Below are 25,295 nucleotides of genomic sequence, written 5' to 3' on the forward strand. Positions count from 1 at the left end.
TATAATTGACTTGTGTTTAGTTATCTGAAGTTGTATCCGAAGCAGATCCTGAGAGGACGGGACAATGTACGTGCAGCCAGGAAGTCGTATTCAATGGAAGTAACCGCGCTTTTATTACCTTTTAGTTGCACCTTCTTTTTCACACCAGCTAAAGCTGATAGCTGATTGCCCTTCCAGTCATATAATTCTCTGAGTCTGTGAAATGGTGAAAGCCTGTTGATACCTGCTCCGCCGGTCACGTAGATATTTCCTTTTATCTGCCAGTCGAGAAAGCTGCGTATTCCTATACCCTGATGGCTGATAGTGATATACTCCCATCCGTTGCCCATACCCAGCAGGTAATTGATGGCGATACCAGTAACACCTTTTTTATGGAAACGATATCCCAGTTGCGCAGTGATCTCTGCTGTCGCCGGAAAGTACATATTAGCCTTCTGGAAGCTGATATTAGCGCCGGTCTGTAGTCTGTTATGCCTATTCATTTGCTTCATCTGATGATCGTTATCTGACGCTGCTTTATCTGCATGTTGCCGCTCTGCATAACGGGATTTGTAATCTTCAAACTGAGAGCGGGCCATGTCCATACGGCTACCAGCTAGCGATGGATCAGTACCTATCCTTGTCTGTAATAAAGGATCGACTATTGTACGTGTCTGCAGATCTTCAAGCGTTCTTGTAACATTATAATTCTGGGGAAGGCCTAATAGACCGGCGTATAGGCTATTATGGGACATAAAAGATTGAAACAGCTTATTATGCTGAAGTAAGGTGATTACCTTTTGCTCTATCTTTTTAGGATCAGCAAGCAGCGTTTTGTATGTTTCTATTTGTCTCAGGTAGTTGCCCAAATCGATCTGTAGCAGAGATAATTCTTTCGCAAAACTACCGAGTGGTTGCAGCACAGCTGCAAGTTCACGGTTACCTGCTTCTATTATAGCGGTAGTTTGCTCAGTAACTGATACTTCACGCTGCATAGAAGTGATAGCAGCTTTCGCCTGCGTATATGATTGAGAGGTGGAATTAGTCTGTTGTACAATGTATTTTATAGTCCCCTGTAGCGTATCCAGATAGCCAAAATACCGGGCAGGTAGTTGCGTGGCAGTGCTTAACTGGTCGCGGAAAGTCTTTGCATGATTGATCAAAGGCGGAAAGACATGTACGGCAGTCTGCGGATGTAGCAATGCGACAGTCTTTTCCATTTTCTCCAGTCTGTCAATATAGCGATTAAGTTTTTCGACGTTTGCATGATGGAGCTTATGTGTTACCTGCCTGTTCTTCTTTGAGACCACACGTAGGTATCGTTCTTTCGCAGGTATGTTTAAAGAGTCCTGCGCATGCAGGGGAGGCTGGAGGGAGATAAGGGTCCCTACCAGAAGAATGTATAATTTCTTCATGGGCAAGTGTTAATCGGACAGCATGTGTTTTGATCTGGTAACTAGTGCCTAAATACCACAACAGCTACTATATCTGGGGGTGTACAGTGATCAGGGCCGATGGTGATCAGCGTCTGTTATCAGCTGACGTTGTACCTTTCAGCTTTCTGTATATTAGTTACATTCTATAAATCGGAGAGGACGTTCTGTCCATCTGTCTGTTCAAGGTTGATGTGGTTATTATTTGTGTTACGAAGTAAATACAAACTTTTCCTGGCTGAGGTTAACTCGATGTTAAGGAGTGTATTTTTATCATTATAACAATCTTGCTATCATATACTTATCTTAAATAACCCACTCTGTTAATGATGATGATGTATGGGGAAATGCATAGCGCTTTAACAACTACTATATGATGCTTCTGATGCTTAGTTTTTTGTCCGTGCGTTGATGTAGTATGTCAATACTGCTACGACAAAAGTAAGCATTCAGTTATAAACCAGCGAGAAAGCAGGCGGGGGAAAATTCCGGTTATTCTTTAATCACTACTAATGGGCATGTTAGCTTTTCAGCTGATCAATCATGCAGTCATCAGTGGCTTGCGTCAGGTATGACTATTGGCGCTCATAATCGGGCAATTCGATTTCTGGCTGTACATCTTTCTTCTTACTACTAAAAAGACTGGCCAGCCATTTGACAGGCCTGCTACCTACCAGGTAGACGGCACTATTCAGCAACCTGACACCAAATGACGTAGTTGGATAGACAAGTCCGGGTACTCCTGGAGGAAGACGCTGACACTTATCTACATAAGGACGCATTCTTTGTTCGTAGGCAGCAAAAGCATCCTGATGGTTATCTGCCCGGAATAACTCACCTGCCAGGATGTAAGCGCCCGCCATAGACAGATCGGTTCCTTTACCAGCAATTGGCGTAGCACAATAGGCAGCGTCGCCTACAAGGGCAAATCTGCCGGTACTCCATTTGTCTGCTTTGACCTGGCTAACCTTATCGAAATAGAGGTCCTGTGTACGGGCTATTGCTGCAATTAATCTATCAGACTCCCAACCTGTATCTTTTATGCGGTTGATCAGAATTTCCTTTTGTTGCGCTAATGGCAGCTCTCTATATTTTTGCTCTTCTGAGAGGAAAGTGATGGATGCTCTTGTTTCGCCATAATTATCTGGTCGCAGCATAAATACAACTCCTTTCTTCACATTACACCAGCGCGCCCAACGGCTATCACTTGTTGTCTTTGGTATGGTCAGATAGGCGGTATATAGCTTTAAAAACTTAAACCGGGGATCGCTCCCAAATGCCAGTTTGCGGGTACTGGATCCGATACCCTCAGCAGCTATAATAAGATCATACTTTTCATTAAGTCCACTTGCCAGCGTTACGGATATATGATCGGCTTGTTGGTCAAGCGAGGTAATATAGTCGCCAAACCGGTAAGTTACTTTATCTTTAGTATGCTCATACAGGATCTTTACCAGGTCACCGCGCAGTATTTCAAGCTCTTGTGTCATACTCAGAGAGCTTTCTTTGGGAAATTCTGCTAGTATATGGTTCTCCGGACTTACGAAGCGCATACCAATTTCTGTTGTATTAGCTGCCCGGACATTGTCTTCAAGTCCCATTTTACATACTATTTCCTTTGCGGGTCCTTTTACATCAATGTTTTGTCCACCCAGTCGTATAGCAGGAGAACGTTCCAATACGGTTACATCAAATCCATATTTATGCAGCCAGTATGCAATCGTCGGACCAGCTATGCTTGCCCCTGTAATCAATATTTTCTTGTTAGTCATAGAAGATCTATATTTTGTCGGATAAAGCAGCACTGCTGATCTCTTTACCTGTATAATTCCTTACCTGCAATGCTTTCAGAACTATGTCTGTATGTACAGGCCTGCCTTCAAGTTGGATCAGGCAAGTATCATCATTCAGGCGAAAATCAATATGATGAGAGGGAAGTAGCTTGAGCAAGTCCTCGATGACGGTAGTAGCTGCATGTTGCGTTGGGATATCTGTCTTAAATATCATCAACACATTGCTGAAGTATGCAGGTTTGTTATGATTAGCTTTCCGGAACACAGTCGGGGATATACCTGCTACCTTCCCAAACAGGCGGATAAAATACTTGTGATCTGTGAAACCCAAATCAGACGATATTTCTTTTACTGTCTTTGATGTGTATAATATCAGCCGCTGGGCTTCTCCTATGGTTTCCTCCTGGACAAAGTAAGTAGCAGGAAAGCCGGTAATTGCTTTAACAGTGTTATTGAGATAGTTGACAGACAGGTGCATCAAACCGGCATAATCAGCGGGGCGTTTAAGTGACCGGAAATGAGTTTTAACCAACTGCTTGAACTGCTGAACAATCTGAACGGGCCTTGGGAATCCAGTTACCTTAGTATCTGCCTGTTGCGATATGTGAAGGTTGGCTGCTTTATAGAAGATGCTGTTGACGAGTGAATGCAGTAGTTGCTGATGGAACTTTCCGGGATGCGCTTCCTGGAAAGCCTCATATATCAACGAAAGGAGGCTTTTGAAGAAGGATAGTTCTCCTGAACTGAGACTAAAAAAGGCCATTCCAGGCATCAGTTGTTCTATCCAGGAGCGTGCCTTAAGATCCAGTAATTTGGCGTCGAATGATACAACCCATCCGGCAATATCACTGGCTTCCAGGCATTGATGCACCTGCCCGGGACAGATCAGCAACATAGATCCTGGCGTCATAGTAACCTGTTGAGCATCAATATTGAATACAACTGAACCAGACTCCAGTAAAAATAAAGAATAGAAATCGTGCCGGTGTGGGTCAAATGCTACTTCGACCTCTCTCAGCAGCGAGTATGATCGCAGCATTGGAGAAATAACCAGGCCGTAGGCACTGGAATTTAGCTCGAGTAACTGTATGTGCTCTTTTGCATCATTCATACTATCATTTGATAAGTACTTCAAAGGTAGGAATGCACAACTATCTTTTGTCCGACAAAAGATAGTAAAAGGTGGACAAAGCCCCTATTTTAATAGCACTATAAGTCTGGCACTACAATATGCCCTTCTGTATATAGATGAGATTATTATCTAACTTAAAGGTAGGGCAGATAAACATTAAAAGTTGCCCCAACATCCGGAACGCCGGATGCTACTATTTTACCCCTGTGGTTATCTACAATTCTTCTGGCTATGGATAGTCCTATGCCGGTACCGGCATATTCTCCTTTAGCATGGAGCCGCTGGAACATCTTGAAGATCTGATCAGCATACTTCTCCTGAAAACCGATGCCATTATCCTCAACTTTGATACAGTAGTACATCATATCCTCTTCCAGATGAATGCTCTTGCCATCTACCTGAGCTGAGGAAATCCTTATGACAGGGTATCGGTCCTCTTTACTGTATTTAATTGCGTTGCTAACCAGATTCTGGAAGAGCTGCTGTAGTTGTCTTTTATAGCCATTGATTACCGGCAGATCGCCTACGTAGATCTGTGCTCCTTTTTGAGCAATAATTAACTCAAGATCTTCCTGTACCAGGTTAATGGTTTCGTTTAAATTGACAGGTTCTTTTTCCAGCGGACGTTCACTAACCTGAGAATAAACCAGCAAATCATCTATTAAACTTGCCATGCGTCTGGTGGCATTCTCAATTCTCTGAAATAACCTAACCTGCTTTTCGCTAAGTTGTTTTTGCAGATCCGTCTTTAACTGATCTGTGAAGAAATGAATCTTCCGGATGGGTTCCTTTAGGTCGTGGGAAGAGGCATGTGCAAACTCCTCCAGACTCACATTGGAACGTTCGAGCTCTATAAGCTTGCGTTGCAGTTCCAGCTGGAGGCTTTTCATGTTGGTAAAGTCCGTCATGTGGACCACTACATCTTCATTCATTAGGGCTGCACTCATCAGGTTGAAGATATCTAATCCGTCGGCAGCATAGTGGTTCTCCCAGGTGTTATTCAGGCCCGTCATGGCCACCTCGCGGATATTTCTGAAGCTGTCTGTTTCAAAGTAACCTGGAAATACCTCGCTTACCCTTTTATTGATCAGTTCTTCTGGTGAGTATGTTGTGTAAGCAGCGTAGGCGGTGTTTGTGAGTTTATAGGTAAAATCAACGACATTCCCGTTTTGTAGAATTGGTCGCAGCACCTGCATAGGGGCGCTGAATATATTGATAATTTGTTGGAGATAATCATTGGAAGCGAGCAAAAGCTGATGGGCCTGCCGAAGATCTTCTGTTCGTTGTTTTACTTGTCTTTCCAGCTCTTCGGAGAAAATTTTCTGGTCAGTAATATCCTGCACGACAGATACCACCTTTAAAGGCTTATTGGCATCATCAAAGTGAATACGACCTCTTGTTTTAATCCACCGTATGGAGTTATCATTGCGGATGATTCTTGCTTCATATTCGAGGTTTCCATCCAGCAAAGCAAGTTCATAGACCTTTTTACATAGTATCTGGTCGTCTGGATGCAGGCTGTTGAGGTAATCAGTTCGTTGCGGGGCCGCATGTAGTTCAAATATCTCTTTCGCACGGGGAGAAAGCGCTACCTCTTCAGTCTGAAGGTTTACTTCGACTGTTCCTAATCCACCTGATTCGATGGCTAGTGATGCTCTTTCATTAGCTTCCTGTAGATGCTGACGCGCTATTACCTGTTCGGTAACATCCTGAGCTAACGCTACTACGCCAGTTATCTGCCCGTCCGTTTCCCGGTATGCCTGGTAGATAACGTTCAGGTATCTTTGCACATTCACGCCTTCTGACGAGATAGAATAAGGCGTATCATATAAATAAACAGACTGACCTGTTTCGCGGACCTTTTCTAACAGCTGGCGATCCTGAAGGTTTGTCTCAGGTACAACGTCAAAAAGTGGCTTTCCAAGTAATTGATCAACATTGTATCCAATAACTTTTCCATAAGCGTCATTTGCTACTGAAACAACCATGTCTTTACCAGACAAAACTATAATCCCAAGATTGGCATCACGGATGAGGTTCTGAAAGCGATGCTCACTTTCTCTGATAGCTATTTCTGTCAACTTGGATGCGGTAACATCCGTTGCCAGAACAATGACACCCTGCACGTCTCCGTCATCATTTTTATCTGGCGTGTACACAATATTAAACCATCTACCATCACCTGCTCTGCTAGGTGCTTCTATTTCGTATTGTTCTACCTCGCCGTTATAAGATTTCCTTAGATGTGGAGATACAACGCGGTAGGCGGCTTCCCCGATAAATTCACGTACTGTTTTTCCAATGGCTTCTGTTTTATTAACATTGAACCACTTACAAAACGTGTCATTGTATGTTTGATAACGCTCTTCCTTATCAAGATAAAAGATCATAGCAGGTACAGCGTTCCTTAGTGTCTCCAGGTGCTGTTCACTCTTTTTAAGTGCCTCTTCAGCTACTTTCTGTTCAGAAACATCCCGGGTGATGCCGGCAATGGCTTCCACCTCTCCTATTTCATTTAATACGGGAGCAAGCAGGTAATCATAAGTACGTTCCCCTAAATCTTTATGCACAAAAGAATAGGTTCCATTTGCAGATTGCTTTGTTATAATAACCCGATTTATCTCTTGCTCATATATGTTAGCCTGCCATCCTTCGTAACCAACTTCCCTAACTCCCCGGCCAATGGCTTCCTGCAAGTCTCTTCCCCACATGGCCAATAAAGTGGGATTAGCATAAGTGAATTTATGATTCAGGTCGAAGACATATACCAGATCGGGTGTATTTCCGGTAACAGCTTCATAAAGCCGTTTCAGTTTCTCGCCTTCGCTCTTTGCAAGTCGGTATTGATGTTCACTTTTCTCCAATTGCTGCCGGTACATCACTTGCTCTGTGACATCAATTGAGGTTGCTATTTGCCCTATTATGTTCCCGTCAGCATCCCGGATTGGGTCGATACTTACCTGAAAATAATGTAGGCGCGTTCCGTCCTCGTCAATAATTTCAATGGGTACTTCATTTGCCTGAAAGCGGTTACCGGTTTCCTGCACCTCCCGGTGAAGCGCTTCTACATCATTTCGGAGTTCAGGTTTAGCCTCATAAAGAGGTTTACCCATGACGCTTTCGCGTGTACAACGCCAGATAGAGAGATTCAGCCGGTTGATATATTCAATTATCAAGTCCGGTCCCCGCAATACGGCTACTGAGAAAGGAACGTTCTCGTATATTTCATAAATATTCGGAAAGGCAGCGTCGTTATTACTGCTGAAGGTCAAGGAATTTGGCATAAGCCGTTCTGATTACGTTGAAGTGATATACAATTGCCGCATATCACCTATAAATCGTTAATATGTTCACCGTCTGATTTATAGGCTTTAGGCTAATATCAGACTAAATATTTACCAAGTTAAGCAGGTTTCAGTGAATACCAATAAAACCGTCAAGATATGACGTTTACTCCTTTCCCAAACATGGCCCTACTAGGCCTGGCATAATATTGGATTCAAGTTTACTAAAAATATTAGTATATGGCAAACAAAGATGACGTACAGAACAATAACCAGGGCAACACGATTAAAGACCCGGATCAATGGACAACAGGCGATGAGCCAATGACTGGCGCTCAACGCTCTTATCTTCATACTTTGGCAGGAGAGGCAAAAGAAGAGATTGATGAAAATATGACGAAGGCAGAGGCCTCAAAAAAAATTGAGGAATTGCAGGAACGAACAGGCAGAGGAGCATCACAGGAAGATGAGTGAGGTATATCGAGAATACGAAAAACTAGTCCTTCAACAAAAAGTGCCGGACATACTTCCAATTAGGTAATAAAGTTGGAAATATGTCCGGCATTAACATATAATGATTATTGCTGCTACCCGGAATAATCAGCTGCGTCCAGACCAATAAGCTTAGGATCAAGTTATTTGATTTTCCCCTTTTTTGAGAGATAAATCTGCCGTTAAAGGTTCATTTCCAGGTTGTGGAGCTTTCATCGCAATTTACACCCAGTGATATGTGGATTGTTGGATTAGGGTACCAGGACTTCCATTTCAATTTCAATCATCGCGTCGGGCAAACCTAATTCTTTTACTCCTATCCAGCTACCTGTCGGGAAGTGTTTAGTATATATCTTAGTTCTGTAAGCAGCATGTTGCTGTAGTTCCTGTATACTTGTAGTATAGATGTTTTCAAGCACCACATCATCAAAGGTGCAGCCGTAATGTTTAAGCACTCTTTCCAGACTAGCATAACAATTGCTCATTTGTTGAGCGTAGTCACTCTTTCCCACCAACATTCCTTTATCATCGATACTTATTACACCTCCTATTTTCAGGATATTTCCTACTTTGACTGCCTGGGTATAACCATACGTTTTTTCAAGTTCCGGGCGTAAAAGAAAATATTCCGCCCTTGGCTTTTCTTTGCCTTCATTTACAGATTGGGATTGGCAACTGCATAGACTGATAGCTACCATCATTACTATGATTACCCTTAAGCAGGTTTGATTCAAGATGTTCATCCGTCATTTTTTGCAAATATAGGAATCCGATATAGTATTGCAACGCCGTTGCATAGAAAACCTTGAAAAGAATCAGAAGGCTAATTGGGATTAAGTTGCTTCTTGCACATCGCATTTCACATTTCCGGTTAAAGTTCTAATTTGCTAATCCATTAATGCCAGCATCTGATGATATTCAGCTTTTCGGCAACAGCCGATTTCGACTTCATGACATACTTTGCGCGCCACATTGGTGCAACGGTAAGTAACAATATGCTGGTCATACCGGAATATTTGGGAGAAGGTCACATTCGTAAAATAGATTTGAGTGCCGAGTTTAAGATAACCATTCATCGTTACATCCTGAAAGAGGATCTGGTAATCAAGCGCAATACGTCTGGCCAGAAGAATGATCTGATCACAGCATTTTTCTATAGCAATGAGCAGCCGCTAGGTATTACCTATAACGATGCTCCCGATATTAGTTTTTCCCAACGGGACGATTCTGCTGTACAGGTAACCTCAAATGACATCAACTCGACCATAAGATTTCCTGCGCGTTATTCCATTCATTACATGGTAGTTGCAATCACACCTTCGTACTTGAAACAGCTATTAGCCTTTGATCGGCTAAATTCAACACTTCAAACCATTACAGGAAGTGGAAATTCTTTCCTTTACTTTGAACGAATGACTACCGAAACAGGAGTATTACTTAAGCATCTCAGCACCATCGATTTACAGGAAAGCCTGAGTCATTTCTATATGCATATCAAGGTGCAGGAGCTGCTATACCTTATATTCCAGAAATTATCATTACGCGAAAGTACCACTCATCAGCATATTAACAACGCGGACGCAGCCAGACTATTACATATCCGCAACGAAATTGTTAGCGACCTTAGTGTTCCGCCCGTACTGAGTGAGTTGGCACAGTTGGGTGCAATGAGCGAAACGAAGCTTAAACAACTCTTTAAACAGACTTTCGGGACTACAATATATAACTATTATCAACAGGCAAGAATGGAAGAAGCAGCCTTCCTATTGAAACAAGGCAATCGCTCCGTCGCAGAGGTGGGTTATGAATTGGGATTTTCAAATCTCAGTCACTTTAGCCGGCTATTTGAAAGACATTATGGGCTAAATCCTAAAAAATATTCTTATTCCTAAGTTCACCAAGAAAAACATACATACTGGTTACTTCTGTCTTTTTGGACTATTTTTTCGACTTTTAGGGCTATTTAACCCTTATAACTAAGCGCAACTTTGTGATGTAAATAAAACATCACAAAATGAAACAGTTATTCTCATCTTATACAAAAGGAGTTCTCCAGTTAAAAAACCGTGTTGTTATGGCCCCTATGACCAGAAGCAGGGCGTTAAACAATCTTCCCAATGAACTGATGGCGACCTATTATAAGCAGCGTTCCGGCGCAGGGCTTATTATTACAGAGGGGACATCTCCAAGCCCTGAGGGACTAGGTTACCCACGTATTCCGGGAATTTACTCTGACGCGCAGGTGGACGGCTGGAAAATGGTAACAAAAGCTGTACATGAAGGTGGGGCTAAGATCTTCCTGCAACTTATGCATACAGGTCGTATCGCGCACATAGCAAATCTGCCTGAAGGATATCATCCAGTTGGCATCTCTGACATTAAAGCAGCAGGTGAGATCTTTACTGATAAAGAAGGAATGCAAGAACACGCTGTACCTAAAGTCTGGATACTGACGGAATCAAGCATTTGATAAGCAGTTTTGTGACGGCAGCAGCAAATGCTATCAGAGCCGGCTTTGACGGGGTGGAGTTGCATGGGGCCAATGGTTACATTCTTGAACAATCGTTGAATCCTCACATTAATAACCGCACAGACATTTATGGAGGAAACATTGAAAACCGTTGCAGGTTACTCCTGGATATCATCAGAGAGATTTCCAAAGTAATTGGAGCTGAAAAAGTAGGCGTTCGTGTTTCGCCATACTCAACTCTGGGCGATATACCAGCTTACAATGCAGAAGAGACTGATCAAACCTACGCTTATTTAGCTAGCGAATTAAACCATCTCGGAATAGCATATATACATATTTCTGATAGTCCAGCGATTCCGGAAAAAACGCACCAGCAAATCCGGAGCAATTTTACTAACACCCTGATCTACTGTAATGGACTTACACCTGAAACAGCTGCTGCCAAAATAAGTGATGGATCTGCAGATCTCGTAGCCTTCGGAAGAAGTTTTCTGGCAAATCCGGACTTTGTCAAAAGAATAGAAAAAAACGCTCCTTTCAATGACGTAGACTACATGAGTCTATATACTCCCGGAGAACAAGGCTATACTAATTATGCTATACTGCCTTAATTCTCTTGCCAGATATTACACTAATGTTACTACGTACAGTAGAAAACCTTCCTTTAATACCAACAAAGTAAACAAAATGAAACAAGTAATTTATAAACAGTTTGGTAACGAAAACGTTCTTGAGATAACAACAAAAGTGACACCTGCATTAGGAAAGAATCAATTATTAGTTCGGGTGAAAGCAGTATCTATTAATCCGTTGGACTGGAAACTTTATCGGGGAGAGATGAAGCTAATGTCCGGATCGAAATTTCCGAAAGCTGTCGGTATAGATTTTTCAGGAGTGATAGAAAATACAGGTAGTGACGTAAAGCGTTTTAAAATAGGTGATGAAGTATTAGGACTGGTGGACGTATTTAAAGGTGGTGCACTGGCAGACTATGTTATTGTGAAAGATACAGATCTTGCTGTAAAACCGGCTAATATATCTTTTGAGGAAGCTGCAACACTACCCGTAGCAGGACTTTCAGCACTTCAGATAATTGACAGCCTGGCTAAAATACATGCAGGCCAGCATGTACTTATTAATGGGGCCAGCGGGGGAATTGGTGTATTCGCAGTACAGATAGCTAAACAACGTGGTGCGAGCGTGACGGCGGTAGTAAGTAGTAAGGGAAATAAACTAGCCGCCGAGTTAGGGGCCGACCATGTGATAGACTATACCAAAGACGATATAGCTCAAATAGCTATGCTGTTTGATACAGTGATTGACCTTTCAACAAAGCTCTCCTTCAAAGACGCAAAAAAACTGATGAAGAAGCAAGCTACTTTTGTTACAACTCTTGCATCTCCTCTCATACTCCTTAAATCTATATTCAATAATCTCCTCTCAGGAAAAAAATTGAAAGTACTGATATTGAAGCCTGGTATTGAAAAGCTTGAAAGAGTATCTGAACTCGCGAAGAATGGCATGTCGATAGTAGTGAATAAGACGTATGGTCTTGATCAGGTTAGAAAAGCTTACGAAGAAACGAGCAAAGGCGGGATTGTCGGTAAATCGGTAATCATAACTGCCGATCATCTGTAACAGATGCAATAATTCATCTTATAAAACCTTTAAAAGGTAAGCATAGTGTCCTGTTTATACGGCTTATTCTTACTAATCTCCTTATAGGGAAACCGCGTATCAAGCGATTTACTTACAAGGAGATTAGCAAGAATTACTTGCCTGTACTTAGATTAGTTTATCTGGAGTCAGTGGCAGATCACGTAATCTTTTACCTGTTGCATTAAATACAGCATTAGCGATGGCCGCAGACACACCTGTGATACCTATCTCTCCAATGCCTCTTGCTCCAATTGGTGATATATGTGGATCAGGCTTCCCTATGAAGTGAACATCAATCGGTGGTACATCGAGGTTGACAGGGACGTGATAGTCAGCCAATGTGCGCGTCACAGGATTCCCCCAACGTTGATCGTATTCTGTTGCCTCCATGAGGGCCGCACCAATACCAAAAATAACACCGCCAATAATCTGAGAACGTGCGGTCTTCTCATTCATGATTCGCCCTACGTCGTGTACGCTGGTGAAACGTTTCACACGAACAGTTCCGAAATCCTCGTCTACCCACACTTCGGCAAACTGAGCCCCAAAAGAGTGAAATGAATGTTGTTTAATATCACTATTCTGCTCAGCAGGTGTTTCTCTTGGAGTACACAGTGCACTAGGAACAGTCATACCGGCCCCGGAAACAGGCTGAGTTGTTGCACAAGCTTCTAATTCTGTACGTTTAGCACGACGCAAGATATCAACATAAGCATCGGCCTTTTTCTCATCGCCGGTAATGAAGAGTTTACCATTAGCAAAGCCAATTTCCTCCGGCTTACGGCCATGAAGCTTGGACGAGGAATCGGCTATTGCTAATGTCGTCAATTCTTTCCTTAGCATTACACAAGATTCCATTGCTGCAGGGTGGATGCTGGCCGTGGTTTGTGACCCTCCGGCTAATGGCGCAGCGGGTAGGCTGGAGTCACCAATTTTCACTTCGATGCGGTCTACGGGTATACCAAGTGCATCAGCGACTGTTTGCGCCAGAACGGTATAAGTTCCCGTACCAATGTCAATAGACGCCGTTCCAACTGTTACTTCTCCATTCGCCGTCATTGTAACTTTGACAGACGCTGCACTACGCCCACCCGGATAGGTTGCGGTTGCCATTCCATACCCAACCAGGTATTTACCAACCCGTTTCTGTCTCGGTTCCATACTTCGCGCAGACCAGCCAAAGTTCTCCGCACCAATTTTATAACAGTCAACCAGGTATTCACTCGAGAACTCATGCCCCTTCATCGGATCATTGGTAGTATGATTCGCAATTCTAAAAGCTATCGGATCCATCTTCAGCTCGTACGCAATTTCATCGAGCGCAGATTCCAACGCGAAGGTTCCCGGTGCCTCTCCAGGAGCACGCATAAAGGTCGGCGTACCTCTGTTAAGTTTAGCTACGTTGTAGGTCACCTCTCTCAGTGGTGCTTTATACAGCACAAGAGATTGTTTGCCACTCGGTTCAAAAAACTCGGTGAGGTTAGTATATGAATCGGTATGATGCCTAAGTGCACTTAATTTTCCTGCAGCATCAGTACCCAGTGCCACCTTCTGAATGGTAGCTGCGCGATGTCCTACATTTGTTTGCATCATCTGCCGGGTTAATGCGAGTTTTACCGGACGCTTAACTACCTTTGCAGCCATCGCGACAAGCAGTGTATGTAGCCAAAGGCCTTTACTGCCAAAGCCCCCACCTACATATGGCGCAATGACCTGAACATTCCCAGGTTGCAATCCCAGGAAATATGCTGCAATTGCACTAGTCATACCTACACCCTGCGTAGCATCATACAAAGTTAACTTCTCGGTTCCATCCCATACGGCGACAGTTGCATGAGGCTCCATAGGATGATGATGTTCCACAGGCGTAGTGTAGGTTTGATTAACACGGTGTGCGGAAGCCGCAAGTGGACCCGCCGCCTTTCCTTCATTTACCTGTGCCTCTTCACCCATAAACATTTTAGGCTTCTTGGCCTTTGGAAGCTCTGACTTAAGATCATTAGCTCCCTTTTCTGCATTGTAGCGGACCTTTAGCCTATAAGCAGCATTACGCGCCTGTTCGTAACTTTCAGCTACTACTACAGCAATAAATTGCCCCAGATAATGCACCTTATTATCCTGCAATGGAGGCAATGTTTCACCCAGGAATGCAGCTCCTGCTTTCATCTGGGCCTCCTGATCAAGGGGTTTAAGCTTCAGGGCATTCTTATGACTGATCACGGCTAATACGCCTGGTTCCTTTTTAGCAGCCGCATCATCGATGGATGCAATTTGTCCTTTTGCAATAGTAGCACGCACAGGAAATGCGTAGGCCATACCTTGCTGGTTAAATTCAGCAGCATATGTTGCCTTACCAGTCACCTTCAGGCGACCGTCTATACGGCTAATAGGTTTGCCAATTTCGCTCATAATCTAAACGATTAGTCTGTTGAGAATCTTGTTTTGCCATCCTGGCGTCAAGTTTATATCTACCCTCCACTACAGGCTACATATACAACTTTCTGCAAGTCATGTTAAGCCATCTATCTATGCCTGGCGTCAGGAAAATAACTTAAACATTGTCTTCGAGGCCGGCGTTTATACCATATCCTGCTCCGCTCGTCGCATTTGAGAGTGCTCGCACGATTGCCTCCACCGCCATCTTCACCTTGTACTTATTATGTTCCAATGGTTTGGCAGATTTAAGTTCTGCGTCTGCGGCGGCTTTGAAGTTTGCTTCTGTTGCTTCCTTACCGCTCAGCCATTTTTCAGCCACGTTAGCTCGCCATGGTTTATGAGCAACTCCTCCAAGGGCAATCCGCACATCCTTAATTTTATTCCCATCCAGGGAGAGGGCCGCAGCAACCGATACCAATGCAAAAGCATAAGATGATCTTTCCCTGATTTTGAGATAATATGAATGTTCCGCGAAATTATTTTCAGGTAGCTCTATAGTAGTAATCAGTTCACCATGTTTGAGGTTGTTATCAACTTCGGGATTATTTTCTGGCAGACGGTGAAAATCAACAAAGGGAATTGTACGCTGTTCTTTTCCTGGCGTCTCTACATGTACCACAGCATCAAGCGCCGCTAATGCTACCGCCATATCGGAAGGGTATACTGCTACGCATTTTTCTGACCAACCTAAAATTGCATGATTTCGATTTATACCTTTCAAAGCGCCACAACCCGATCCTTTTTCCCGCTTATTGCAGGGCATATTCACATCGTAGAAGTAAGGACAACGTGTACGCTGAATAAGGTTACCCCCATTCGTGGCCATATTCCGGATCTGGGCGCTGGCTCCTGCCAGAATGGCCATGCTCAACAATGGGTATCCCTTACGGACCCTTTCATGGTTGGCGGTAAAAGCATTCGTAGCCATAGCGCCAATTGATATACCATTAGAAGATTTATCAATATCTGTGTACTTTAAACGGGTAACATTGACTAGTTCTGAAGGGTGCATCACATCTTCCTTCATCAGGTCCAAAAGATTAGTTCCTCCTCCTAAAAATCTCGCAGTAGGATTAGCGGATACGGTCGTGATGGCAGAGCCGGTATCGTTTGCAGTTGAAAATTTGAATGATCTCATGATGACGATTGCTTGATTTGATCAAATAGTGCCGTCAGCGAATTGCCAAACCTGGGCAACTGCCTTATCACCGTGTACCTCGCGAATGGCATCGACTATATTAGGATAGGCTCCGCAACGGCAAATGTTTCCTGACATCCGCTCTCGTATCTCTTCGTCAGAAAGTTTCAAAGACTTACCCATTTTGCGCACGTCGCTGGTAACGTAACTGGCCTCTCCATTCTTTGCTTCATTTACGAGTGCAACTGCAGAGCAAATTTGTCCCGGAGTACAGTACCCGCATTGGAATCCATCATGTTTAATGAATGCAGCCTGCATAGGATGAAGATCGTTGCCCTTGGCCAAACCTTCAATTGTGGTAACTTCTTTGTCTTCACACGTTGCCGTAAGCGTCAGGCAAGAAAGGACCCTCCTATCGTCTATAATCACCGTACATGCGCCACATTGACCATGATCACACCCTTTTTTGGAACCGGTCAGTTCGAGGCGCTCACGTAGTGTGTCAAGAAGGGTCATACGCGAGTCTACGAGCAGCTGCTGCGCGTTACCATTGACTTTAAATGATACATTGACACCGTTTTCGATGCCCGTCGGAGGCAGTGAGGCGCTGGCTGCGCTCCTGGCCATTAATTGTTCGATACCGAGAAGATGCGTTGCCAGTAAACTGGATCCGGTATACGTTAGCAATTTAAGAAAATGACGTCGCTTCATGCCAGAAGTAATGATCTCACTCATTTCATCAGGCATCAGCTCTTCAAGGGCTCGTCTCTCAGCATCCGTTAGATCCGGAAACTTAGGTTGATCTTCCATCGTATATGTTTGAGGGGGTACTTAAATCGCTAAATTGGTAAATAGGCCATTACACAACTATGGTGGACACAGATTTCAGGGGCACAAGTACCGTATAAGGCACAAAAAGACATGGTTGCTAGAGAAGATGCTCAAATAGCATACCGATCACTTGGCAGCTTATATCCAGACATTATATCATTTTATAAGCTTTAGAGCCAGACGCTTAGTGAACTGCGACTTTTCAGGGTATATCAGCCTTAGATATTGATTATTTATATGCAAGTGAAAGCATACTCGGCTATAATAATTCCTCGGTCTGGGGAGACCGATTTGATATGATTGGGGATACAGGAGTCAACGCTATCATTAAAAGCTAAAAAGCGAAAGTCTATACTACTAATAATAGTAAACACCGATATGCTTATCGCATACCGGTGTTTTCCTTAATCCAAGTAGTCATCATTTTCAATATCTCTGGAGCAAAGTCCTCCTTTAACTGAAAGGGTTCACTGTTCGTACATTCTTTACAATGCTGGAAGAGATGGTTTAATCCCGGCGCTTTGATTGTCGTGACATTCTTATTGGCAGTAGTATGTTGCTTTATGTAATTCAGATTGGCATCAGCATTGACCATTATATCTTTATCACCATTGATTGCCAGAAATGGAACGTCTACCTTTTTGAGGAAGGGTGCCGGATCAAAACGGATGTGATATCGGTACCAAGGACCTGTGGCATTCATTACGTAAGACTCCATCGGAAAGAAGAAGCGACCTTTGTCTGCAGAATCCTGCGGATTAGCTACCATATAAAGACTGTCCTTAATCTGCCATTCCCTGTAAGCAGCACGCATATGTACTTCCAGATCTGGTGAATCTGCATGGGCATACACTGTATCGAACATAAACTTGTTAATGCTGTTAAATCTGTATTTCTTTTGATCAGAAATAGGAGCAGTATTTACAATTGTCTCATTCTGGAGCTTCAAAGCCTGCAGTCCAGGTGTAGCCAAACCAGCAAGCGTAATAATAAACGCTACATCTTTACTTTCGGCGGCTGCCATATAGGCGGCGGCGCCACCTTCACTATGACCAATCAAACCTACATTGCGGCTGTCAATACCTTTATATTTACTCAGCCAGCGTAGGCTAGTAAGTGCATCTTTTGCAAAATCGGCGGTAGTAGCTTCCTGATATTTCCCAGTTGTCTCTCCCACCCCTCTGTCATCCACTCTGAGAACTGCTATCCCATTCCTGGTAAGATAATCTGCGATTACCAGGAATGTCTTATGTCCCGCCATAGTGCCATCCCTATCCTGCATACCTGTACCTGATAATAACACAACAGCGGGGCTATTCTTTTTGTTCTGCGGCAAAGTTAACGTACCACCAAAACGAATAGTGCTATCGGCATTATAATATTGTACATTGACGGACTGGTATGGTGTGTCGGCCACAACTGGATGTTTAGATACCGACTGAAAATATGCTGGGATTGCGATCAGTAAACTATATATGAAACTCATAAGGGCTAAAATTACAGGAAGGCAGTAAACTGCCCTCCATTATTTCTCGTTACTCTGTTTTATCAACCATTTATTTTATTTCGCGAGCAAGTGATACCATGGTACTGATTTCATCAGCAAGTTCACTTGGACTACCATAATATCCTACCTGAGCAAAACGGATGTTACCATTTGCATCAATCACCACTTTGAAAGGTATACCAGATGTCTGGATCGCTTTTGCATAACCTGCATAAGCCTCTTCTCCGTTATCAAACAACACCTTAAATGGATATTTCTTCTCTTTGATGAAAGCTTTCACTTTATCCTTGTATTTCGGATCCCTCTCCTGTGTATCAACAAAATAGAATACAACAGAAGGATCGTTCTTAAAGCGCTCCTGGGCCATCTGCATTCCCGGCATTGCTGCTTTACAAGGACCGCACCACGTCGCCCAGAAGTCTAGTATAACTACTTTCCCTTTAAGCGACTCAAGCGACACTTCCTTACCATCCATCTGCTGAAGTTTAAAAGGTATACCCGGCTGATTGATCATACCCTCTTTAATATGCTCTTTCATTAACTCCATAGTCTTTGCATCTTTCATAGATGCAATCCATGCATCAAAGCCGTTGGTATTTTTATGCGTAGCGAGGTATTCTTTCTTCAGCAGTTCGAATATTCTACCTGAAGCCTGATTCAAACGCACACTGTTATGCAGCACCTCTGACATTTCCTTATTTCTGCCAGCCTTTAATAAGAGATCTGCCTGCAGTTCATTCAGCTTAGCGACGCTATATTGAAAACGCTCCTGAGACTTATTGGCCAGTTCCAACGCTGCAGGTTCCTGTCCTACTTCCTTGAGTATTTGAGCGTAACCAATATAATCTCTCGCAAACATTCTATCACATTCTTCTACCCATTGTTCAGGAGAAAGATACCAGAACTCCTCCGGACGATTTTTCTTAAAATGATTTACGCGTTCCATGATTGCAGATGCAGTCGGATATACCTCCTTGGCTGTCTTACTCTTCCAATCTTCATATGGAATATCCACCAGCTTGTAGTATGCTAATGCTAATGCACTAAGCGGCGCGGTAGCTCCGTAACGTGAAAGTAAAGTAGAGTCATTAACAGCGATGTAGTTAGCAAAGATCATTTTGTAGATGCGGTTATAATCTACATCTGCCAATTTATCCATTTCATAATTTGCCGGATAGTCCTTCACAAATTGCTCGCTCAACGCCAATGTCTTCTTATGATCAGTCTGGCGGAAGATTTCCTTATATGCATTCAATTTGTTAGCTATGCCTTTCGGGTAGCGTTCACGCATTACATTTCGTAATGAATCCGCGCGCTCTTTGTTTTTCAGGTATTGATCTGCAATGATCGACAATTGAAAGAGCTCCTTCTCGGTGTGGTTAGGCACATGTAACAGATAGTCAGCGGCACGCTGCACACGAGGCAGTGTTTCTGTTGGTCCACCTTCTGGCATTTCCATGTTGGCGTAGGCTTTGATGAAGGCAAACGCCAACTTACGGGAAGCTCCCTGATGATATCCAATCTCCTGATTCAGCCAGTAATAAAACGCCGTATCTCCGATCTGAAAATTTTCATAGTAACCGGGTATTCCCATTTCATAACGAGCAGCGCGCAACATGCCCCATCCAGCATAAGCGCCTTTATGCATTTTGCCAGGTTCGGCATTCATGATCACATAACCGGTGTCCTTATAGTTATCAGTTACTTCTCCTGATCTGAACTTGAAAGCCACCATACCTAGGGTCGGTGCCATTTCTACATCGGCATCATAAGTACCTTTGGCTGTTTTTACAAGTGGCAGATCTTTAACAGACCATTGGTAAGTAGTATCAAAATAATACGCTACAGCCTTTATCGGCTGACCTGTACTTAGCATAACACTGTCCGGACGATATGTCAGATGCACTTTGTCACCCACAAGCGGCCGTTCAGGTGAATATGCCAGCCTTTCCTTGTGTGTTTGTGCAGTCGCATTCAATGCAGTCGTCAACGTCAGCAGCACAAAAATGTTCCCGGATAATTTCATTGATTTCCTTTTTTATGATTCATTAACTTCAATCATGGATTCTGTTGTAATTCAGGATTTAGTCTTAGATAGTACTGTCCTATCGGGAATACGTACCTGTTACTGGATGGCTCCAAGGTATAGGTAGTACCCAGCCAGGTACGTGTATAAGTTCTTCTGAATAGCGGGTCATCTTTAAGACGGCGCTGATCAAACCAAGGTAGCATCCGGCAAAAAAACTCACGACGGCGCTCCTGTACTACCTTTATGATAGCATCGTTCGCATCTGTAGCGGTCAACGGCGTATAGTCTGCTGGCTGGAAACGTTTCTGTCTCAAAGTATTAACCAAGTCCATCGCTGGGCCCGGGCTACCTGCTCGAGCCAGACCTTCTGCTTTAATCAACATCATCTCAGGTACAGAAGTACCGATACTACGATTCTCGAAGTTGATTCTTTCGTAAGAATAAATCCTACCTGTATATCCAGCCCCTGAGGTTTGCTCTGCATCGGCAGTAAATAGCTGGTACCGTAGGTCCGCTGTACCCAGCAGATCCAGCAGCTCCTGGCTCAGGCGTAAGGTGGTTGGTGACCACGAAAATGAACTAGCTGAGATCTTACCGAAGATTGTTTCCGGATTATCTCTGCGGAAAGGTATGTTTCCTGCGGTTAGATCAAGTATAGTAGATTTCAAAGACAATGCACTATCAGCATATAAAGCAGCTGACGCATAATTACCCATCAGAAGGTACATTCTTGCCAGTACGGACCATGCGGCTGCTTTACCTGGCAAGGTATTGTATTGAGTATTACGTGGCAGGGATATTACAGCTGTCTTCAGATCGGCCTCAATACGCGCATATATCTCCGACACTGATGCCCTGATAAGCGGCTGCTCTAGCGTTGGTCTTATCAGTAATGGCACTCCAAGGTCAGTACCTGCAGTTGCTGCATTGTATGGCTTAGCGTACTCATTCACAAGGTTCAGATAAGCATCTGAACGATGTGTCAGTGCTTCGGCAATCAGCTCTGCTTTATCTTCTGGGGTACCACCGGCTGCACCTGGGACTTCCTCGATGATCACATTGCAGTTGTAAATGGTGCCATAATAAGTATCCCAGTCTCTGTCCCTGTCGAGTGTATTTTCATATATAGGTGACTGCCAGGTGTAACAGTTCCGGAAGTAAAGACTGTTGACGGAATTGTTGATTCCTTGCTGTTGCAAACTGTCCACTATTTCAACGTCAGCAGCGGCTATATCCGGCAGGTAACCGCCAGATTCGAAAGAACCGGTATTATTCAGCAGGTAACGGTAATTGATTACCTGACCAGGGATCAGCGTTCCCTGGGTTTTAATATCTGTATATTTTGAACAACCGGTAGCCAGGAACATCGTACCCAGTACCACTGTTGCTATATTGAGCTTTTTCATCATCAGGCTTTTTCAGTTATTATAAACCAATATTGATCATCAGACTATAGTTTCTGGTGGGCGGCAGACGCATAATATTGCTATTCATGGTCGGCACAAAATCCGGATCAATTCCCAGCTTATTTTTCGTCCAGAGTAGACCCAGGTTACGTACTATACCACTTACACGGATGCTTTTAGCGAATACTTTCCCCACAATCGCTTCCGGCAGCTGGTAGGCAACTGACACTTCACGGAAACGGATGTAATCGCCTGATTCCAGGTTCGCATCGGAGAATGCATAGCGGAAAGCTGATAAACCAGAGTAAGGACTACCTACAGCAGGTACAATTGTCTTTTCTTCATCACCTGGTTGCTGCCAGCGATCAGCGATGTCTTTGCTCAAATTATAGTAGAACCTTCTGGTACTTGGATAGTCGCTTACGGCCGGTTTCAGGAATATGCTACCAAAATTGTAAGTGATCAGTGCAAATAAAGACCAGCTTTTATAGCGAACAGTATTGTTAAATGAACCATAGTATGGAGCACCACGGCGACCTGCAAATTTTAATGCATCTACATTTGATAAGTTCTGATAAGGCAGGAGTTTCTGACCTTTCTCATCATAAATCTGTGTCAGACCGGTGTTGCTCAGACCAGCATTCCTGAATACCCATACGCCATCGGCAGGATAACCATTCAACACGGTGTTAGACAAACTGGAGAATAGGGATGAAGTAGGCAGAAAACGGTTGTCAGTAACTTTACTTGTATTGTAAGAGAAATTCACGCCCATATTCCAGCCAAAGTTTTTGCTATCTATGATCGCACCGTTTATCGCCATGTCGATACCACGATTGGACATTGACACACCATTACGTTGCTGCGTATTGGAATTACCCAGGTAAGTAGGGTTTACTTCCAGTTCATAGATAATGTCTCTACCCTGCTTGTCATAGACCTCAAACATACCACTTAGTCTGCCGTTAAACAGTGAGTAGTCAATACCGATATTGGTCACATAGGTACTTTCCCAACGTAAGGCGGGGTTTGCGAAGGCTGTAATGCTTGCATAAGGTAAGGTAGTCTGCCAGTCAGATGCGCCCAGTGAAATGTTGGTAAACGGACGTAGCTCACGATTAATATTACCATTCACACCATATGTTGCACGTAAAGTTAGGTTAGTGATCCATGGCTGGCTTTTCATAAACTCCTCACGGGTAATGTTCCAGCTTGCACCTGCTGACCAGAACGGGCGTGCTCTGTATTTGCGGTCAAGTCCAAAGTTGTTATAGTCGTCGTAACGCACGCTACCAGAAAGCGTATATCTGCCCATCAGCGTATATGCTGCATTTGCGAAGTAAGATAAGAAGCGATTCCTGCGATCTGTCTGTGACGGCCCCTGGCCGAAACCACCACCACCGTTAATAGTATTATAGAAACCGGCATAATTAACATCCTGCGCAACTCCTGTCTCCGGATTATAGCCATACAATCTGAAGGCTGAAACACTCGCATTCGTTTCGCGTGTTTCGGTACCTGCCAGTGCATTCAACTCATGAATCCCGCCGAAACCTCTGTTGAAAGCAAGCTGTGCTCTGATACTATGGTTATTCTGCATGGAGTAATTGTTATTGAAGATGGCACCATCAGGTACATTCTTGACCAGCCGTCCATTTTCCACAACAGTACCCAGGTTATACAGATTGCGTGTATAGAACGAGTTTACGCCATAGAGAAACTCGTTCTTGAAGTTTACACGCTCAATTGCATAGGATCCTATAAATGTCAGGCCTTTATAGATTGGAATATTCAGGCTCAGATTACCTGAGTAGTTATTATCGGTAGAGGTATTATTTTGCTGTGTCAGTTCATCAAAGAAGTTGTACGACCAGTCTTTATACCCCAGATTGGTCAATGAATCGGCATAATGCTGACCTATGTTGTGGTAATACCTGGAAGGATTGCCATTAGCATCAACAATCGTATTATACGGCATGAATGTATTCATACCACCTAACAGCACACTGGCTCCTCTTCCATTCTGTTTATAATTGAAGAATGACCCCTTCAGGCTTAAGGATAAAGTAATCTTTTTGATCACCTTCAGTTCCTGGTTGGCGGTAAGCGTAATTCTCTCACCAGAACTACCCACAGCGCTCGGATTTTCCTTAGAGTAAGACCCGGAAACAAAGTAAGTATGCACATCAGAGCCACCACTCACTGATAAGTTGTAGTTCTGACTAGTAGCGCTCTGTAACAGGTAGTCTTCTACCTGGCCATAATTATTCATTGCACCTAATTGCGCTGCTCTGGCATCATACTGTGCCTGTGTAATCCTTCCGGCGCGCAATTGATAAGCCAGGTCTACACCTTCACTTACATAATACTTGATACCCGCAGTATAAGGATTATACATAGAGGCATTGATCACGCCTTTATCCACCAGTTCCTTCTCATACGCTAAAACCTGAGTAGAATTGATGAGTGGCAGATAATTAATAGAAGGTTTTGCTTGTGTTGACAAACCAACTGAGAAGTTCACAGCCGGCATACGCATTCTGCCTTTCTTCGTAGTGATAACTATCACGCCATTGGCAGCGCGGGAACCCCAGATAGAAGCAGCGGCTGCATCACGCAGGAAAGTGATCTGCTCAATATCATTAGGGTTCATATTTTTCAGGTCCATTTCTGTCGGGAAACCATCAATAACGATCAGCGGCATTTGTTCGCTTTTGATAGTGGTTGTACCACGAATGTTCACACCATAATCATTACGACCAATAGTCCTGGTATTACTACCGATAGCAGGCGTTACGTTGTCGTATACGAAGCTATTATCACCGGATGTTATCTGCATCTGCAGACCAGGCACCTGTCCTTCAAGACGCTGTAAAACGTTAGCTGTCGGAATCTTCTCCAGTTCCTTAGCAGTTACTACACCGAAGGAACCGGTAGCACGCTCTTTTGGCAGATTAACATAACCTGTGGATACTACTTCGACAGGCTTGAGATAACCCGTCTTGTCTTTCAGCTTCACATCGTACCATGTTGTTCTGCTTAGCTGCAAATCTTTTGTTTCATAAGCGATACATGATATCTGCAGACTACGTGTAGTCAGGGGAACCGTAATAGCATACTCTCCCTGTGCGTTTGTTAATACCATGAGATTTGAACCTGGTACTCTTACAGTAGCGGAAGTGATGGGGGCATCATTTTCGTCTGTTACAATACCTCTGATGGTACGGTCATTTGTCTGTTCTCCATCACCCTGGCTGATCTGTACCTCGATTACCCTTGCCGGCGGCTGACCGGGAGCTGCCTGTGACTTTGCAGCTTCACCCGGTTCCACCTGGCTGGTTTTTGATTTGTCTTTGGACGCAGGTTCGCCTGCTTTAGAATAAACCGCATACTGTGTGTTACCCAGTTTCCTGAATTGTAAGCGGTATGGCTTAAGGATTACTTCCAGATAAGCTTCTACGTTCTTGAAACTGGCATTCGGTAATAAGGCAGCAGTCTTATTAGCTACCAGTTCATCTTCATAGATAAAGGATACATGAAACCTTGAAGAGGCATTCTTGAGTGCTTCTTTCAGCGAGATTCCTGGTTGATTTTGGCGGCTTACGGCAGCAAACATCTGCAAGCTGCAAAAGAGCAGGCAGCAGAAGGCCGCAACCTTTTTCAGATTGATCATGCCCGTTGTGATTTTGATTAAAAAACTTGTCCC

General features: G+C 43.7%; 17 protein-coding genes. 5 read left to right on the plus strand and 12 right to left on the minus strand.

Annotated elements, in window-relative coordinates; translation table 11 throughout:
• Positions 1–20: 20 nt before the first annotated feature.
• The 4 genes from K1Y79_RS10575 to K1Y79_RS10590 form a co-directional block, all read right to left on the minus strand.
• Entirely contained in the window at positions 21–1,394 is a 1,374-nt protein-coding gene (locus K1Y79_RS10575; protein ID WP_220249987.1) for a hypothetical protein, read from the minus strand.
• Positions 1,395–1,987: 593 nt separating this feature from the next.
• Complete coding sequence (locus K1Y79_RS10580; protein ID WP_220249988.1) at positions 1,988–3,184, minus strand: FAD-dependent monooxygenase; 1,197 nt, start codon at positions 3,182–3,184, stop codon at positions 1,988–1,990.
• Positions 3,185–3,191: 7 nt separating this feature from the next.
• The gene (locus K1Y79_RS10585) at positions 3,192–4,316 is read right to left on the minus strand and encodes a helix-turn-helix domain-containing protein (RefSeq protein ID WP_220249989.1); all 1,125 of its coding nucleotides are present in this window, start codon (positions 4,314–4,316) and stop codon (positions 3,192–3,194) included.
• 155 nt (positions 4,317–4,471) lie between these two features.
• Positions 4,472–7,621, minus strand: a complete 3,150-nt coding sequence (locus K1Y79_RS10590; protein ID WP_220249990.1) for a PAS domain-containing protein — start codon at positions 7,619–7,621, stop codon at positions 4,472–4,474.
• A 240-nt stretch (positions 7,622–7,861) separates the two neighbouring features.
• Between K1Y79_RS10590 and K1Y79_RS10595 the strand changes: the two genes are divergently transcribed.
• Complete coding sequence (locus tag K1Y79_RS10595) at positions 7,862–8,095, plus strand: DUF3072 domain-containing protein (protein ID WP_220249991.1); 234 nt, start codon at positions 7,862–7,864, stop codon at positions 8,093–8,095.
• Positions 8,096–8,364: 269 nt separating this feature from the next.
• Here the strand turns inward: K1Y79_RS10595 and K1Y79_RS10600 are convergent, their stop codons facing one another.
• Positions 8,365–8,856 carry a RidA family protein gene (locus tag K1Y79_RS10600; RefSeq protein WP_220249992.1) on the minus strand — a complete coding sequence of 164 codons (492 nt, stop codon included), beginning with the start codon at positions 8,854–8,856 and terminating at the stop codon, positions 8,365–8,367.
• 168 nt (positions 8,857–9,024) lie between these two features.
• Between K1Y79_RS10600 and K1Y79_RS10605 the strand changes: the two genes are divergently transcribed.
• The 4 genes from K1Y79_RS10605 (at position 9,025) to K1Y79_RS10615 (ending at position 12,221) form a co-directional block, all read left to right on the plus strand.
• A complete protein-coding gene (locus K1Y79_RS10605; protein WP_220249993.1) occupies positions 9,025–10,005 on the plus strand; it encodes a helix-turn-helix transcriptional regulator in 981 nt (326 codons plus the stop codon).
• A 122-nt stretch (positions 10,006–10,127) separates the two neighbouring features.
• On the plus strand, positions 10,128–10,583 hold the full coding sequence (locus K1Y79_RS29270; RefSeq protein ID WP_262903166.1) for an oxidoreductase: 456 nt from the start codon (positions 10,128–10,130) through the stop codon (positions 10,581–10,583).
• An 11-nt stretch (positions 10,584–10,594) separates the two neighbouring features.
• Entirely contained in the window at positions 10,595–11,194 is a 600-nt protein-coding gene (locus K1Y79_RS29275) for an oxidoreductase (protein WP_317197480.1), read from the plus strand.
• Between the two features lie 76 nt (positions 11,195–11,270).
• Complete coding sequence (locus tag K1Y79_RS10615; protein ID WP_220249994.1) at positions 11,271–12,221, plus strand: NAD(P)-dependent alcohol dehydrogenase; 951 nt, start codon at positions 11,271–11,273, stop codon at positions 12,219–12,221.
• 147 nt (positions 12,222–12,368) lie between these two features.
• Here the strand turns inward: K1Y79_RS10615 and K1Y79_RS10620 are convergent, their stop codons facing one another.
• From K1Y79_RS10620 to K1Y79_RS10650, 7 genes are all read right to left on the minus strand, one after another.
• Positions 12,369–14,651: a xanthine dehydrogenase family protein molybdopterin-binding subunit gene (locus tag K1Y79_RS10620; protein WP_220249995.1), complete on the minus strand. Its 2,283-nt coding sequence runs from the start codon at positions 14,649–14,651 to the stop codon at positions 12,369–12,371.
• A gap of 142 nt (positions 14,652–14,793) precedes the next feature.
• Positions 14,794–15,816: an FAD binding domain-containing protein gene (locus tag K1Y79_RS10625; protein ID WP_220249996.1), complete on the minus strand. Its 1,023-nt coding sequence runs from the start codon at positions 15,814–15,816 to the stop codon at positions 14,794–14,796.
• Between the two features lie 21 nt (positions 15,817–15,837).
• Positions 15,838–16,626, minus strand: coding sequence for a 2Fe-2S iron-sulfur cluster-binding protein (locus K1Y79_RS10630; RefSeq protein ID WP_220249997.1), 789 nt, complete (start codon positions 16,624–16,626; stop codon positions 15,838–15,840).
• A 403-nt stretch (positions 16,627–17,029) separates the two neighbouring features.
• The gene (locus K1Y79_RS10635; RefSeq protein WP_220249998.1) at positions 17,030–18,064 is read right to left on the minus strand and encodes an alpha/beta hydrolase family protein; all 1,035 of its coding nucleotides are present in this window, start codon (positions 18,062–18,064) and stop codon (positions 17,030–17,032) included.
• Between the two features lie 139 nt (positions 18,065–18,203).
• A complete protein-coding gene (locus K1Y79_RS10640) occupies positions 18,204–20,180 on the minus strand; it encodes a TlpA family protein disulfide reductase (protein WP_220249999.1) in 1,977 nt (658 codons plus the stop codon).
• Positions 20,181–20,212: 32 nt separating this feature from the next.
• Positions 20,213–21,589: a RagB/SusD family nutrient uptake outer membrane protein gene (locus tag K1Y79_RS10645; RefSeq protein ID WP_236059565.1), complete on the minus strand. Its 1,377-nt coding sequence runs from the start codon at positions 21,587–21,589 to the stop codon at positions 20,213–20,215.
• A gap of 19 nt (positions 21,590–21,608) precedes the next feature.
• A complete protein-coding gene (locus K1Y79_RS10650; RefSeq protein WP_220250001.1) occupies positions 21,609–25,262 on the minus strand; it encodes a SusC/RagA family TonB-linked outer membrane protein in 3,654 nt (1,217 codons plus the stop codon).
• Between the last annotated feature and the right edge of the window lie 33 nt (positions 25,263–25,295).

The organism is Chitinophaga rhizophila, from assembly GCF_019492185.1.
GTDB lineage: Bacteria > Bacteroidota > Bacteroidia > Chitinophagales > Chitinophagaceae > Chitinophaga > Chitinophaga rhizophila.

Coding starts and splice junctions, on each gene's coding strand:
- K1Y79_RS10575 (WP_220249987.1), bottom strand. CDS start 1,394: ATGAAGAAATTATACATTCTTCTGGTAGGGACCCTTATCTCCCTCCAG.
- K1Y79_RS10580 (WP_220249988.1), bottom strand. CDS start 3,184: ATGACTAACAAGAAAATATTGATTACAGGGGCAAGCATAGCTGGTCCG.
- K1Y79_RS10585 (WP_220249989.1), bottom strand. CDS start 4,316: ATGAATGATGCAAAAGAGCACATACAGTTACTCGAGCTAAATTCCAGT.
- K1Y79_RS10590 (WP_220249990.1), bottom strand. CDS start 7,621: ATGCCAAATTCCTTGACCTTCAGCAGTAATAACGACGCTGCCTTTCCG.
- K1Y79_RS10595 (WP_220249991.1), top strand. CDS start 7,862: ATGGCAAACAAAGATGACGTACAGAACAATAACCAGGGCAACACGATT.
- K1Y79_RS10600 (WP_220249992.1), bottom strand. CDS start 8,856: ATGAACATCTTGAATCAAACCTGCTTAAGGGTAATCATAGTAATGATG.
- K1Y79_RS10605 (WP_220249993.1), top strand. CDS start 9,025: ATGATATTCAGCTTTTCGGCAACAGCCGATTTCGACTTCATGACATAC.
- K1Y79_RS29270 (WP_262903166.1), top strand. CDS start 10,128: ATGAAACAGTTATTCTCATCTTATACAAAAGGAGTTCTCCAGTTAAAA.
- K1Y79_RS10615 (WP_220249994.1), top strand. CDS start 11,271: ATGAAACAAGTAATTTATAAACAGTTTGGTAACGAAAACGTTCTTGAG.
- K1Y79_RS10620 (WP_220249995.1), bottom strand. CDS start 14,651: ATGAGCGAAATTGGCAAACCTATTAGCCGTATAGACGGTCGCCTGAAG.
- K1Y79_RS10625 (WP_220249996.1), bottom strand. CDS start 15,816: ATGAGATCATTCAAATTTTCAACTGCAAACGATACCGGCTCTGCCATC.
- K1Y79_RS10630 (WP_220249997.1), bottom strand. CDS start 16,626: ATGGAAGATCAACCTAAGTTTCCGGATCTAACGGATGCTGAGAGACGA.
- K1Y79_RS10640 (WP_220249999.1), bottom strand. CDS start 20,180: ATGAAATTATCCGGGAACATTTTTGTGCTGCTGACGTTGACGACTGCA.
- K1Y79_RS10645 (WP_236059565.1), bottom strand. CDS start 21,589: ATGAAAAAGCTCAATATAGCAACAGTGGTACTGGGTACGATGTTCCTG.
- K1Y79_RS10650 (WP_220250001.1), bottom strand. CDS start 25,262: ATGATCAATCTGAAAAAGGTTGCGGCCTTCTGCTGCCTGCTCTTTTGC.